The sequence below is a fragment of the Pseudomonas sp. Irchel s3h14 genome, assembly GCF_900187425.1.
Lineage (GTDB): Bacteria > Pseudomonadota > Gammaproteobacteria > Pseudomonadales > Pseudomonadaceae > Aquipseudomonas.
Genome location: NZ_FYDJ01000006.1, coordinates 226,577 through 240,497, shown reverse-complemented (window position 1 = coordinate 240,497; position 13,921 = coordinate 226,577). Strand labels below are relative to the sequence as shown.

General features: G+C 59.3%; 13 protein-coding genes. All 13 read left to right on the top strand.

Going from position 1 to position 13,921, the window contains the following annotated elements; all coding sequences use genetic code 11:
- Positions 1-190 precede the first annotated feature (190 nt).
- Entirely contained in the window at positions 191-637 is a 447-nt protein-coding gene (locus CKW16_RS14640) for an NUDIX hydrolase (RefSeq protein ID WP_033057055.1), read from the top strand.
- Between the two features lie 59 nt (positions 638-696).
- Positions 697-1,842, top strand: a complete 1,146-nt coding sequence (gene mnmA / locus CKW16_RS14635; RefSeq protein WP_095128997.1) for a tRNA 2-thiouridine(34) synthase MnmA — start codon at positions 697-699, stop codon at positions 1,840-1,842.
- Entirely contained in the window at positions 1,839-2,462 is a 624-nt protein-coding gene (gene hflD, locus CKW16_RS14630) for a high frequency lysogenization protein HflD (protein WP_046047459.1), read from the top strand. Before mnmA ends, hflD begins: the two co-directional genes overlap by 4 nt.
- Before the next feature lie 126 nt (positions 2,463-2,588).
- A complete protein-coding gene (gene purB, locus CKW16_RS14625; protein WP_027925117.1) occupies positions 2,589-3,959 on the top strand; it encodes an adenylosuccinate lyase in 1,371 nt (456 codons plus the stop codon).
- 86 nt (positions 3,960-4,045) lie between these two features.
- Positions 4,046-5,215 carry a cupin domain-containing protein gene (locus tag CKW16_RS14620; protein ID WP_095128996.1) on the top strand — a complete coding sequence of 390 codons (1,170 nt, stop codon included), beginning with the start codon at positions 4,046-4,048 and terminating at the stop codon, positions 5,213-5,215.
- Positions 5,208-5,633: a GNAT family N-acetyltransferase gene (locus CKW16_RS14615; RefSeq protein ID WP_017339601.1), complete on the top strand. Its 426-nt coding sequence runs from the start codon at positions 5,208-5,210 to the stop codon at positions 5,631-5,633. Before CKW16_RS14620 ends, CKW16_RS14615 begins: the two co-directional genes overlap by 8 nt.
- Before the next feature lie 216 nt (positions 5,634-5,849).
- On the top strand, positions 5,850-6,611 hold the full coding sequence (locus tag CKW16_RS14610; protein WP_095128995.1) for a secretin N-terminal domain-containing protein: 762 nt from the start codon (positions 5,850-5,852) through the stop codon (positions 6,609-6,611).
- A gap of 512 nt (positions 6,612-7,123) precedes the next feature.
- Positions 7,124-8,449: an isocitrate lyase gene (gene aceA / locus CKW16_RS14605; RefSeq protein ID WP_033057066.1), complete on the top strand. Its 1,326-nt coding sequence runs from the start codon at positions 7,124-7,126 to the stop codon at positions 8,447-8,449.
- Between the two features lie 641 nt (positions 8,450-9,090).
- Positions 9,091-9,504, top strand: a complete 414-nt coding sequence (locus tag CKW16_RS14600; RefSeq protein ID WP_008146033.1) for an NADH-quinone oxidoreductase subunit A — start codon at positions 9,091-9,093, stop codon at positions 9,502-9,504.
- Positions 9,505-9,514: 10 nt separating this feature from the next.
- Positions 9,515-10,189: an NADH-quinone oxidoreductase subunit B family protein gene (locus CKW16_RS14595; protein WP_008146035.1), complete on the top strand. Its 675-nt coding sequence runs from the start codon at positions 9,515-9,517 to the stop codon at positions 10,187-10,189.
- A gap of 72 nt (positions 10,190-10,261) precedes the next feature.
- Positions 10,262-12,046: an NADH-quinone oxidoreductase subunit C/D gene (gene nuoC / locus CKW16_RS14590; RefSeq protein WP_056740437.1), complete on the top strand. Its 1,785-nt coding sequence runs from the start codon at positions 10,262-10,264 to the stop codon at positions 12,044-12,046.
- 2 nt (positions 12,047-12,048) lie between these two features.
- Positions 12,049-12,546 (top strand): NADH-quinone oxidoreductase subunit NuoE, encoded by a 498-nt coding sequence (nuoE, locus tag CKW16_RS14585; RefSeq protein WP_008146039.1) that lies wholly within the window; start codon positions 12,049-12,051, stop codon positions 12,544-12,546.
- Positions 12,543-13,898 (top strand): NADH-quinone oxidoreductase subunit NuoF, encoded by a 1,356-nt coding sequence (nuoF, locus tag CKW16_RS14580; RefSeq protein WP_008146041.1) that lies wholly within the window; start codon positions 12,543-12,545, stop codon positions 13,896-13,898. The genes nuoE and nuoF overlap by 4 nt, the downstream gene beginning before the upstream one ends.
- Positions 13,899-13,921: the final 23 nt, after the last annotated feature.

The window sequence follows — 13,921 nt, the reverse complement described above, 5'->3', positions numbered from 1 at the left end:
CCCCGGCCCCGTGCCGGGGTTTCTGTTTCCGGACTCACCACAGATCCAATGTGGGAGCGGGCTTGCTCGCGAATGCGGTTTATCATTCAACATCTCTATTGACTGACCCACCGCATTCGCGAGCAAGTCGAATCGTCGCACCGCCGCTCCCACATTAAAATTTCGCAACACCTGAAATCGAGGAAGTCCTATGGACTGGAAACCCCACATCACCGTCGCGACCATCGTCGAAGACAACGGCCGTTTCCTGATGGTCGAAGAGTCCAAGGGCGGGCGGACGGTGCTCAACCAACCCGCCGGCCATCTGGACCCGGACGAAACCCTGATCGAGGCCGCCGTGCGTGAAACCCTCGAAGAAACCGGCTGGGATGTCGAGCCGACTGGCGTGGTGGGCATTTACCTCTACACCGCCCCGAGTAACGGCGTGACTTACCAGCGGGTCTGCTTCACCGCAAAACCGCTCAAACATCACCCCGACTATCAGCTGGACGACGGCATCGTCGGCGCAAAATGGCTGACGCGTGACGAACTGCTGGCACAGCGCGCAAACTGGCGCAGTGAGCTGATCATCCGCTGTATCGATGATTATCTGGACGGTCAACACTTCGGTCTCGAACTGATCCGCCCTTCTCTTTAGCCTTGCGGGCTTCGGCCTGTTAGAATCGCGTCCTTTTTCAAGACACTCATTGAATCCCTATGCGTGATCCAGCCCCTTCTGACACACAAAAGAAGCGCGTCATTGTCGGCATGTCCGGCGGCGTGGACTCTTCCGTTTCCGCTCTCCTGCTGATCGAGCAGGGTTATGAAGTGGAAGGCCTGTTCATGAAGAACTGGGAAGAAGACGATGGAACGGAATACTGCACCGCCATGGATGACCTGGCGGACGCCCAGGCCGTGTGCGACAGGATTGGCATCAAGCTGCACACCGCCAACTTCGCCGCCGAGTACTGGGACAACGTGTTCGAGCACTTCCTGGCCGAATACAAGGCCGGTCGCACGCCGAACCCGGACATCCTCTGCAACCGCGAGATCAAGTTCAAGGCGTTCCTCGACTACGCCATGATGCTCGGCGCCGACCTGATCGCCACCGGTCACTACGTGCGCCGCCGCGACATCGATGGCCGCACCGAACTGCTCAAGGGCCTGGACCCGAACAAGGACCAGAGCTACTTCCTGCACGCCGTCGGCGGTGAACAGATCGCCAAGACCCTGTTCCCGGTCGGCGAGCTGGAAAAACCCGAAGTGCGCGCGATTGCCGAGAAACACGAACTCGCCACCGCGAAGAAAAAGGATTCCACCGGGATCTGCTTTATCGGCGAACGCCGCTTCAGCGACTTCCTCAAGCAATACCTCCCGGCCCAGCCAGGCGAGATCAAGACCACCGAAGGTGAAGTCATCGGCCGTCACCACGGCTTGATGTATCACACCATTGGCCAGCGTCAGGGCCTGGGCATCGGCGGCTTGAAAGACGCTAGCGACGAGCCTTGGTACGTGCTGATCAAGGACCTGGAACACAACGAGCTGATCGTTGGCCAGGGCAATGACCACCCGTATCTGTTCTCCCGCGCCCTGCTCGCTTCAGACATCTATTGGGTCAACCCGATCGATCTGAGCGAACCACGCCGGCTGACCGCCAAAGTCCGCTATCGCCAAAGCGACCAGCCGTGCACGCTGGAAAAAACCGCCACCGGCTACCGCGCGACCTTCGATGACCCGCAACGCGCGGTCACCCCGGGCCAGTCCGTGGTGTTCTACGACGGTGAAATCTGCCTCGGCGGCGGCGTGATTGAAGTCGCGGAGCCGTGGACCAGCAAAGGCACGGCTCAAGGCGAGCAGCAATGAACCCGACTCAGGAGCAACTGACGGCCCTGGGCGGTGTGTTTCTCGCCGCCGTGCTGGTCGACAAGATCGCCAAGACCGGCCAGACCACCGAAGCCGGCCTGACGTGCATGCTCGGCAGCCTGCTGATTCGCGACCCAAAGGACACCCTGGAAGTCTACGGCGGCGACGACATCAATCTGCGTGAAGGTTACCGCGCATTGATCGGCGCCCTGGAGCGCGACCCGAGCACCCTTCAGCGCGAACCGCTTCGCTATGCGCTGGCGATGCTCGGTCTGGAGCGTCAATTGGCCAAGCGCAACGACATGCTGGACGTAATCGGCAAGCGTCTGCCGCAGATTCAGTCCCAGGTCGAGCACTTCGGCCCGGCGCACGAAAACGTGATTGCCGCCTGCGGTGCGCTGTACCAGGACACCCTGAGCACCCTGCGCCAACGAATTCAGGTCCATGGCGACATGCGCAACCTGCAGCAACCGAGCAACGCTTCGAAGATCCGCGCCCTGTTGCTGGCCGGAATTCGTTCGGCACGCCTGTGGCGGCAGTTGGGCGGACATCGCTGGCAGCTGGTGATCAGCCGTCGCAAGCTGCTGAAAGAGCTTTACCCGCTGATGCGCAGCAGCTGAACCGCGCCCGCAAGACCGTTTGTTGTTTGTAACGCGTAAGACGCTGGTCAGTTGGCAACGGACCGGCGGATTTTTTCATGTATGATACGCGCCCCATTTCGTTGCCCGACTGTCCGAGAACACCCCATGCAGCTTTCTTCGCTCACTGCGGTTTCCCCTGTTGACGGCCGCTACGCCGGCAAAACCCAGGCCCTGCGCCCAATTTTCAGCGAATACGGCCTGATCCGTGCTCGCGTTCTGGTTGAAGTGCGCTGGCTCCAGCGCCTGGCCGCTCACCCAGGCATCAGCGAAGTGCCGGCGTTCTCCGCCGAAGCCAACGCTGTGCTGAACACCCTGGCGGAAAACTTCGCTCTGGAGCACGCCGAGCGTGTCAAAGAGATCGAGCGCACCACCAACCACGACGTCAAAGCCATCGAATACCTGCTCAAAGAGCAAGCGGCCAAGCTGCCGGAACTGGCCGCCGTCAGCGAATTCATCCACTTTGCCTGCACCAGCGAGGACATCAACAACCTGTCCCACGCCCTGATGCTGCGCGAAGGCCGTGATGACGTGATGCTGCCGCTGATGCGCCAAACCGCTGAAGCCATCCGCGAACTGGCCATCCGTTTCGCTGACGTGCCGATGCTGTCGCGCACCCACGGTCAACCGGCCTCGCCGACTACCCTGGGCAAAGAACTGGCGAACGTGGTTTACCGTCTGGAGCGTCAAATCGCTCAAGTCGCGGCCGTTCCGCTGCTGGGCAAGATCAACGGCGCTGTCGGCAACTACAACGCTCACCTGTCGGCCTACCCTGAGATCGATTGGGAAGAGAACGCCCGCGCCTTCATCGAAGACGAGCTGGGCCTTGGCTTCAACCCATACACCACGCAGATCGAACCGCACGACTATATCGCCGAGCTGTTCGACGCGATCGCGCGCTTCAACACCATCCTGATCGACTTCGACCGCGACATCTGGGGCTACATCTCCCTGGGTTATTTCAAGCAGCGCACCATCGCTGGCGAAATCGGTTCGTCGACCATGCCGCACAAGGTCAACCCGATCGACTTCGAGAACTCCGAAGGCAACCTGGGCATCGCCAACGCACTGTTCCAGCACCTGGCGAGCAAGCTGCCGATCTCCCGCTGGCAGCGCGACCTGACCGACTCCACCGTACTGCGCAACCTCGGTGTCGGCTTCGCCCACAGCGTGATCGCGTACGAAGCCAGTCTGAAAGGCATCAGCAAACTGGAGCTCAACGCTCAGAAGATTGCTGCCGACCTGGACGCGTGCTGGGAAGTATTGGCCGAGCCAATCCAGACCGTTATGCGTCGCTACAACATCGAAAACCCGTACGAAAAACTGAAAGAGTTGACCCGTGGCAAGGGCATCAGCCCTGAAGCACTGCAAACTTTCATCGACGGCCTGGACATGCCAGCCGCCGCCAAGGCCGAGCTGAAATTGCTCACCCCGGCGAACTACATCGGTAACGCTGTAGAGCAAGCCAAACGCATCTGATCGACCGCTTTACCCTTTTGAGACGCCCGGCAGCGCCGGGCGTTTTTATTCCCGTCTGAAAAGTGCATTTTTTCAATAGGTTACACATGAATCCTGATATTCCTCTTCAACTTCTGGGCGGCATCACGGCGCGCGAATTCCTGCGTGACTACTGGCAGAAAAAACCGCTGCTGATCCGCCAGGCGATCCCTGATTTCGAAAGCCCGATCGACCCAGACGAACTGGCCGGCCTGGCGCTGGAAGAAGAAGTTGAATCGCGCCTGGTGATCGAACACGGCGAGCGTCCTTGGGAAATGCGTCGCGGCCCGTTTGCCGAAGACGAATTCAGCAAGTTGCCGGAAACCGAGTGGACCCTGCTGGTGCAAGCGGTCGACCAATTCGTGCCAGAAGTCAGCGAGTTGCTGGAAAACTTTCGCTTCCTGCCGAGCTGGCGCGTCGACGACGTGATGATCAGCTTCGCCGCCCCGGGTGGCAGCGTCGGTCCGCATTTCGATAACTACGACGTGTTCCTGCTGCAAGGTCACGGCAAGCGCAACTGGAAGATCGGCCAGATGTGCGACTCCGAGAGCAAGCTGCTGCCACACGCGGACCTGCGCATCCTCGCCGACTTCGAAGCCACCGATGAGTGGGTTCTGGAGCCGGGCGACATGCTCTACCTGCCGCCACGCCTGGCCCATTGCGGCGTTGCGGTGGATGACTGCATGACCTACTCGGTCGGCTTCCGCGCCCCGAGCGCCTCTGAAGTGCTGACTCACTTCACCGACTTCCTCAGCCAGTTCCTGACTGACGAAGAGCGTTACACCGACGCCGACGCCCTGCCGGCGGTCGATCCACACCAGATTCAGCACGACGCCCTTGATCGCCTGAAAGCTTTGCTGGCCGAGCACATGAGCGACGAGCGCCTGCTGCTGACCTGGTTCGGCCAGTACATGACCGAGCCGCGCTACCCGGAACTGGTCGTCGGCCCGGAAGAAGTCGAAGAAGAAGACTTTCTCGCCAGCCTGGAACAAGGCGCTGTGCTGATCCGCAACCCGAGCGCGCGCATGGCCTGGTCCGAAGTCGATGACGACCTGCTGCTGTTCGCCAGCGGCCAGAGCCGTTACCTGCCGGGCAAACTGCGCGAGCTGCTGAAATTGATCTGCGCTGCCGACGCCCTGCACACCGATAACCTCGGTGACTGGCTGAACGACGAAGACGGCCGCGGCCTGCTGTGCGAGCTGGTCAAGCAAGGAAGCCTGGGGTTTGCTGATGAATAAAATTCACGTACGTGTCGCAGACTGGCAAAAGGACAACGCCGAGATCCGGCGCATTCGTGAGACGGTGTTCATCGCCGAGCAATCCGTTCCGCCTGAGCTGGAATGGGATGCTGATGACGCAACGGCGGTGCATTTTCTAGCCTTCGAAGGCGACTTTCCGATTGGCACCGCCCGCCTGCTGCCCGATGGCCACGTCGGCCGGGTATCGGTACTGAAAGACTGGCGCGGCTTGAAAGTCGGCGATGCGCTGATGCAAGCGGTGATCGGTGAAGCCGAGAAGCGCGGACTGAAGCAGCAGATGTTGAGCGCACAGGTACAAGCCACTGCGTTCTATGAGCGCCTGGGCTTCAGCCTGGTCAGTGAGGAATTCCTGGAAGCAGGCATTCCGCATGTGGACATGGTGCGGCATTCGGCTTAATACCGAGTCGCCCCCTTCGCGAGCAAGCCCGCTCCCACAATTGGAATGCATTTCCCTGTGGGAGCGGGCTTGCTCGCGAAGAGGCCCGAAAGAACACCACAAAACGCCCTGCCGTCTTCGGATGCCGGGGCGTTTTGCTGTCTACGATTCAACTTGCCCCACGCCGGGCCGACAAACTGGCAATATCAACACTTCAAGATGTCGGAGATAACGGATATGTCCCTACGCACCCTGCTCACCACGCTGCTGCTGAGCTGCAGTTTTTCGGCCATGGCAGCCACCGAGATCGTGCCACTGAACTACCGCACCAGTGCCGACATGCTGCCGATGGCCCAGGATTTTATCGGCAAGGATGGCCAGGTCAGCGCCTACGGAAACCAACTGATCGTTAATGCCGATCAGCGCAAGATCGACGAACTTAAAGCCTTGATCACGCAACTCGATGTGGCCGCCAAACGTCTGCTGATCACTGTCGACACCAACGAAAACAACTTCCAGGGCGATCAGGGCTACTCGGTAAACGGCGCGAAACCGAGTCAGACCCGCATCATCAATCGCAGCACCGACAGCCGTGACGGCGGGATTCAGCAGGTCCAGGCCAGCGAAGGGACGCCAGCACTGATCCAGGTCGGCCAGAGCGTCCCGCTCACCAGCTCTCAGACCGATTCCTACGGCGACCTGCGCAGCCAGACCGAATACCGCAACGTCACCCAGGGTTTCTACGTCACCGCCAGCGTCACCGGCGACATCGTTCATCTGGCGATCAGTACCAATCGTGACCGAATGAGCCAGGAACGTCCCGATGTAGTGAATGTGCAAAGTACCGACACAACTGTCACGGGACGCCTGGGTGAATGGATCACCCTGGCCGGCGTAAACCGCCAGACTCAGGCCGACAAACAGGGCCAGACCCGCAGCTACTCGACTCAGGGTCGCGATGACATGACCCTGCGGGTGAAAGTCGATACTTTGGACTAAACCACCGAAAACTGACTGATTAGTCGTATTAGACCAAAGATGTAGTGCCATAAAAAAAGCACTACAAAACGTTTGACGATACAAAAAAGCGAAGGCATGATGGCCTCGCTCCCGCTAATCAGGGGCCCTGGCAAGGGCCTTCGAGGCGCCGTTCGCACCTACCCCGCGAGCCGCTTCGTGTCTGTACCGCCCACAAGGTGTGTTTGACGAGGTTGCCGACTGGAACGAAGTTGTCCCGAGGGACGGAAGCGTAATTAGGTAACCCGGCTCCACACTGAAGTTCGTACCAAGGCCCACGACGCCCGAATGCGCTCGACAGTTCGCCTTTACCTGCTCACTTCCCCTCGAGCCCATCGTTCATCCCGTCGCCATCCCCGCCGAATCCAACTTGACCACCTAAGCTTCTGGTCAGCGAGCAGCCTTTTACGCCCACCTTTGAAAAGCGTACTTGGCACGCAGGAATTGTCCACCCAGAACCACTTTCGATTAAAGACGCGACGAGGTTTATCCCCATGGCACTGACACGCGAACAGCAAATTGCAGCCCTCGAAAAAGATTGGGCTGAAAACCCACGCTGGAAAGGCGTGACACGCGCTTACTCCGCTGCTGACGTCGTCCGCCTGCGTGGCTCGGTTCAACCTGAGCACACCTTTGCAAAATTGGGCGCCGAGAAGCTTTGGAACCTGGTAACCCAGGGCGCCAAGCCGTCCTTCCGTCCTGATAAAGATTTCGTCAACTGCATGGGCGCCCTGACTGGCGGCCAGGCTGTACAACAAGTTAAAGCCGGTATCCAGGCGATCTACCTGTCGGGCTGGCAAGTCGCTGCGGACAACAACTCCGCCGAATCGATGTACCCGGACCAGTCGCTGTACCCGGTGGATTCGGTTCCAACCGTGGTCAAGCGCATCAACAACTCGTTCCGTCGTGCTGACCAGATCCAGTGGAAAGCCGGCAAAGGCCCGGGCGACGAAGGCTACATCGACTACTTCGCGCCAATCGTGGCGGACGCCGAAGCCGGTTTCGGCGGCGTACTGAACGCTTACGAGCTGATGAAAAGCATGATCGAAGCAGGCGCCGCCGGCGTTCACTTCGAAGACCAACTGGCTTCCGTGAAAAAATGCGGCCACATGGGCGGCAAGGTACTGGTTCCTACCCAGGAAGCTGTACAGAAGCTGACCGCTGCTCGTCTGGCAGCTGACGTTGCCGGTACGCCGACCATCATCCTGGCTCGTACCGACGCTAACGCGGCTGACCTGCTGACTTCCGATTGCGACCCGTACGACCAGCCGTTCGTGACTGGCGAACGCACCCAGGAAGGCTTCTACAAAGTGCGCGCCGGCCTGGACCAGGCGATCGCTCGCGGCCTGGCTTATGCTCCGTACGCCGACCTGATCTGGTGCGAAACCGCCAAGCCGGATCTGGACGAGGCTCGTCGCTTCGCTGAAGCGATCAAAAAGGAATACCCGGACCAACTGCTGTCGTACAACTGCTCGCCTTCCTTCAACTGGAAGAAAAACCTGGACGACGCGACCATCGCCAAGTTCCAGCGCGAACTGTCCGCCATGGGTTACAAGCACCAGTTCATCACCCTGGCCGGCATTCACAACATGTGGCACAGCATGTTCAACCTGGCGCACGACTACGCCCGCAACGACATGACTGCCTACGTGAAGCTGCAAGAGCAAGAGTTCGCTGACGCTTCGAAGGGCTACACCTTCGTGGCTCACCAGCAGGAAGTGGGCACCGGCTACTTCGACGACATGACCACCGTGATTCAAGGTGGTTCGTCTTCGGTAACCGCACTGACCGGTTCGACTGAAGAAGAACAGTTCCACTGATCTGCTTCACCTGAGCAAACGGCCGTTGCGGACCGAGTAGAAAGCTAACCGCAACGCCGCACATCTGACGCCCCGACTGGTTCGGGGCGTTTTTTTGCCTGCGATTTCATCGGCTCTTGTAGGAGCGAGCGGTGCGGCGATCCGACTTGCCCGCGAAGAATACGCCACGGCCTTCCAGGCATACCGCGTCATCGTTCTTCGCGGGCAAGCCTCGCTCCTACAGGGGCAAAATCACGGAAAAATCATTGATCCAGAGCAGTTTCTCGATCAGGAAAAGAAGGTAAAACGACCCCGCCAATTTCTTGCAGTAATGCGCATATAAGACAACTTCCCGGTTCTTATCCCATTAAACAGTTTAAAAACCACCGCAAACAATATTGATTATCATTTAGCTGAAACTATGTTCGTTACATTCCCAACAAAACAATATTGATGAAATCCCGGCTAATGCCCGAACCGCATGGGCTGCGGGGTTTTGGAGGTGCGCTATGTCCTTAATCCTATAAATAATTTCGCTATAGGAATTTTACTTGCACGGTGTTGTGCCATAAAATCAGCGGGATTGATTGCTGCGACATATCGTCACTGCTTTGTTTCTTTTCAAGCTCAGAGACCTTTGCTCTCTGTTAAGGATTACCAGCATGCCCGAAGCGACAGGACTCATGGCCCACAACTGGGGCTTTGCCATTTTCCTTCTGGGCGTCGTCGGCCTTTGTGCCTTCATGCTCGGCGTCTCCAGCCTCCTCGGGTCAAAAGCCTGGGGCCGCAGCAAAAACGAACCGTTCGAATCCGGCATGCTGCCTACAGGTGGCGCCCGTCTGCGGCTCTCTGCAAAATTCTATCTGGTCGCGATGCTCTTCGTGATCTTCGACATCGAAGCCCTTTTTCTCTTTGCCTGGTCTGTGTCCGTCCGCGAAAGCGGCTGGACCGGATTCGTCGAAGCTCTCGTTTTCATAGCAATTCTGTTGGCAGGCCTTGTCTACCTATTTCGAGTGGGCGCCCTTGACTGGGCTCCGGCAGCTCGTCTTAAGCGGCAAGCGAAGCTGAAACAATGAGGCTTTGGCAATGCAATACAATCTCACCAGGATCGACCCCGATGCTCCTAACGAGCAGTATCCGATTGGCGAACGGGAAACCGTTTCCGATCCGTTAGAAGATCAAGTCCACAAAAACATTTTCATGGGCAAGCTCGAAGACGTGCTTAACGGCACGATCAACTGGGGGCGCAAGAACTCCCTGTGGCCGTACAACTTCGGTCTTTCGTGCTGCTACGTGGAAATGACCACCGCCTTCACGGCGCCCCACGACATCGCGCGCTTTGGCGCCGAGGTTATCCGGGCATCGCCGCGTCAGGCGGATTTCATGGTTATCGCCGGTACCTGCTTCATCAAGATGGCGCCGATCATTCAGCGTCTCTACGAGCAAATGCTCGAACCTAAATGGGTTATCTCCATGGGTTCGTGCGCCAACTCCGGTGGCATGTACGACATCTACTCAGTCGTTCAAGGGGTGGACAAGTTCCTGCCCGTGGACGTCTACGTGCCTGGCTGCCCGCCCCGCCCTGAAGCTTTTCTGCAAGGCTTGATGCTCTTGCAAGAGTCGATTGGACAGGAGCGTCGCCCACTTTCCTGGGTCGTCGGCGATCAAGGCGTGTACCGCGCCGAGATGCCTTCGCAAAAGGAACAGCGCCGCGAACAGCGAATCGCAGTCACCAACCTGCGCAGCCCCGACGAAGTCTGATCCAGATCTGCTTCTTTTATAGAACGAGAAACTGGCTTCATTCTTTACGTTGACCGAAAGCGATAAATAACCATGACTACAGGCAGTGCTCTGTACATCCCGCCTTATAAGGCAGACGACCAGGATGTGGTCGTCGAACTGAACAACCGTTTTGGCCCTGAGGCGTTCACCGCCCAGCCTACCCGCACCGGCATGCCGGTGCTTTGGGTTGCCCGTGCCAAACTCGTCGAAGTCCTGACCTTCCTGCGTAACCTGCCCAAGCCGTACGTCATGCTCTATGACCTGCACGGCGTGGACGAGCGTCTGCGCACCAAGCGTCAAGGGCTGCCTAACGGCGCCGACTTCACTGTGTTCTATCACTTGATGTCGATCGAACGTAATAGTGACGTAATGATCAAGGTCGCCTTGTCCGAGAGCGACCTCAGCGTGCCGACCGTGACCGGCATCTGGCCGAACGCCAACTGGTACGAGCGTGAAGTGTGGGACATGTACGGCATCAACTTTGCCGGTCACCCGCACCTGACCCGCATCATGATGCCGCCGACCTGGGAAGGTCACCCGCTGCGCAAGGACTTCCCGGCCCGTGCCACCGAGTTCGACCCGTTCAGCCTGACCCTGGCCAAGCAGCAGCTTGAGGAAGAAGCCGCGCGCTTCAAGCCTGAAGACTGGGGCATGAAGCGTTCCGGTGCGAACGAGGACTACATGTTCCTCAACCTCGGTCCTAACCACCCTTCCGCGCACGGTGCGTTCCGCATCATTCTGCAGCTGGACGGTGAAGAGATCGTCGATTGCGTACCGGACGTCGGTTACCACCACCGTGGTGCCGAGAAGATGGCCGAGCGTCAGTCCTGGCACAGCTTCATTCCGTACACCGACCGTATCGACTACCTCGGCGGCGTGATGAACAACCTGCCGTACGTGCTCTCGGTCGAGAAGCTGGCCGGCATCAAGGTACCTGAGAAGGTCGACGTCATCCGCATCATGATGGCCGAGTTCTTCCGGATCACCAGCCACCTGCTGTTCCTGGGGACTTACATCCAGGACGTCGGCGCCATGACCCCGGTGTTCTTCACGTTCACCGACCGTCAGAAGGCGTACACGGTGATCGAAGCCATTACCGGCTTCCGTCTGCACCCGGCCTGGTACCGCATCGGTGGCGTCGCTCACGACCTGCCGCGCGGCTGGGAAAAACTGGTGAAAGACTTCATCGAGTGGATGCCAAAGCGTCTGGACGAATACCAGAAAGCCGCACTGGACAACAGCATCCTGCGTGGCCGGACCATCGGCGTCGCCGCCTACAACACCAAAGAAGCCCTGGAATGGGGCGTCACCGGTTCCGGCCTGCGTTCGACCGGTTGCGATTTCGACCTGCGTAAAGCTCGCCCGTACTCCGGTTACGAGAACTTCGAATTCGAAGTGCCGCTGGCGGCCAATGGCGATGCCTACGACCGTTGCATCGTGCGTGTCGAAGAAATGCGCCAGAGCCTGAAGATCATCGAGCAGTGCATGCGCAACATGCCGGAAGGCCCGTACAAGGCGGATCACCCGCTGACCACGCCGCCACCGAAAGAGCGCACCCTGCAGCACATCGAGACCTTGATCACGCACTTCCTGCAAGTTTCGTGGGGCCCGGTCATGCCGGCCAACGAATCCTTCCAGATGATCGAAGCGACCAAGGGCATCAATAGTTATTACCTGACGAGCGATGGCGGCACCATGAGCTACCGCACCCGGATTCGCACCCCAAGCTTCCCGCACCTGCAGCAGATCCCTTCGGTGATCAAAGGCAGCATGGTCGCGGACTTGATCGCGTACCTGGGTAGTATCGATTTCGTTATGGCCGACGTGGACCGCTAAGCATGAACAGCACGCTTATCCAGACAGACCGTTTCGCCTTGAGCGAAACCGAGCGCTCGGCCATCGAGCACGAGCTGCATCACTACGAAGACCCGCGCGCGGCGTCGATCGAAGCCCTGAAGATCGTCCAGAAGGAACGTGGCTGGGTGCCGGATGGCGCGCTCTACGCCATCGGCGAAATCCTCGGCATCCCGGCGAGCGACGTTGAAGGCGTGGCGACGTTCTATAGCCAGATCTTCCGTCAGCCGGTCGGCCGTCACATCATTCGCGTCTGCGACAGCATGGTCTGCTACATCGGCGGCCATGAATCGGTAGTCAGCGAAATCCAGAGCAATCTGGGCATCGGCCTGGGTCAGACCACCGCCGACGGTCGTTTCACCCTGCTGCCGGTCTGCTGCCTCGGCAACTGCGACAAGGCGCCGGCGTTGATGATCGACGACGACACTTTCGGTGATGTGCAGCCTGCCGGCGTTGCCAAATTGCTCGAGGGCTACGTATGACCCTGACTTCCTTCGGTCCCGCCAACCGCATCAAGCGTTCGGCCGAGACTCACCCGCTGACCTGGCGTCTGCGTGACGACGGCGAAGCCGTATGGCTCGACGAGTACCAGGCCAAGAACGGCTACGCGGCTGCGCGCAAGGCTTTCGCCGACATGGCTCAGGACGACATCGTCCAGACCGTGAAAGACTCGGGCCTTAAAGGTCGCGGCGGTGCAGGCTTCCCCACGGGTGTTAAGTGGGGCCTGATGCCCAAAGACGAATCCATCAACATCCGCTACCTGCTGTGCAACGCGGATGAGATGGAACCGAACACCTGGAAAGACCGCATGCTGATGGAGCAACTGCCCCATCTGCTGATCGAAGGCATGCTGATCAGTGCTCGCGCGCTGAAAACCTACCGTGGCTACATCTTCCTGCGTGGCGAATACACCACCGCCGCCAAGCACCTGAACCGTGCCGTGGAAGAAGCCAAGGCAGCGGGCCTTTTGGGTAAAAACATCCTGGGCAGCGGCTTCGATTTCGAGCTGTTCGTCCACACCGGCGCCGGGCGTTACATCTGCGGTGAAGAAACCGCACTGATCAACTCCCTCGAAGGCCGCCGCGCCAACCCGCGCTCCAAGCCGCCCTTCCCTGCCGCCGTTGGCGTGTGGGGCAAGCCGACTTGCGTGAACAACGTTGAAACCCTGTGCAACGTGCCGGCGATCATTGCCGACGGCGTGGACTGGTACAAATCGTTGGCCCGCGAAGGCAGTGAAGACATGGGCACCAAGCTCATGGGCTTCTCCGGCAAGGTCAAGAACCCCGGCCTGTGGGAATTGCCGTTCGGCGTCACCGGTCGTGAGTTGTTCGAAGACTACGCCGGCGGCATGCGCGACGGTTACAAGCTCAAGTGCTGGCAGCCAGGCGGCGCCGGTACCGGTTTCCTGTTGCCGGAACACCTGGACGCACAAATGTACGCCGGCGGCATCGCCAAAGTGGGCACCCGTATGGGTACCGGCCTGGCCATGGCGGTGGACGACAGCGTCAACATGGTTTCCCTGCTGCGCAACATGGAAGAGTTCTTCTCCCGCGAATCCTGCGGCTTCTGCACCCCGTGCCGTGACGGTTTGCCGTGGAGCGTCAAGCTTCTGCGCGCGATTGAGAACGGTGAAGGGCAAGCCGGCGATATCGAGACCCTGCTGGGTCTGGTCGGTTTCCTCGGCCCGGGCAAGACCTTCTGTGCTCACGCACCGGGCGCCGTGGAGCCGTTGGGCAGCGCAATCAAATACTTCCGCCATGAGTTCGAAGCCGGCATCGCGCCTACCAGCGCCGTCGTCCCGCCTCTGGCAAGGCCGATCGTAGTCGGCGCGTAAACGCTTAAAAAAGCGAAGGGTCC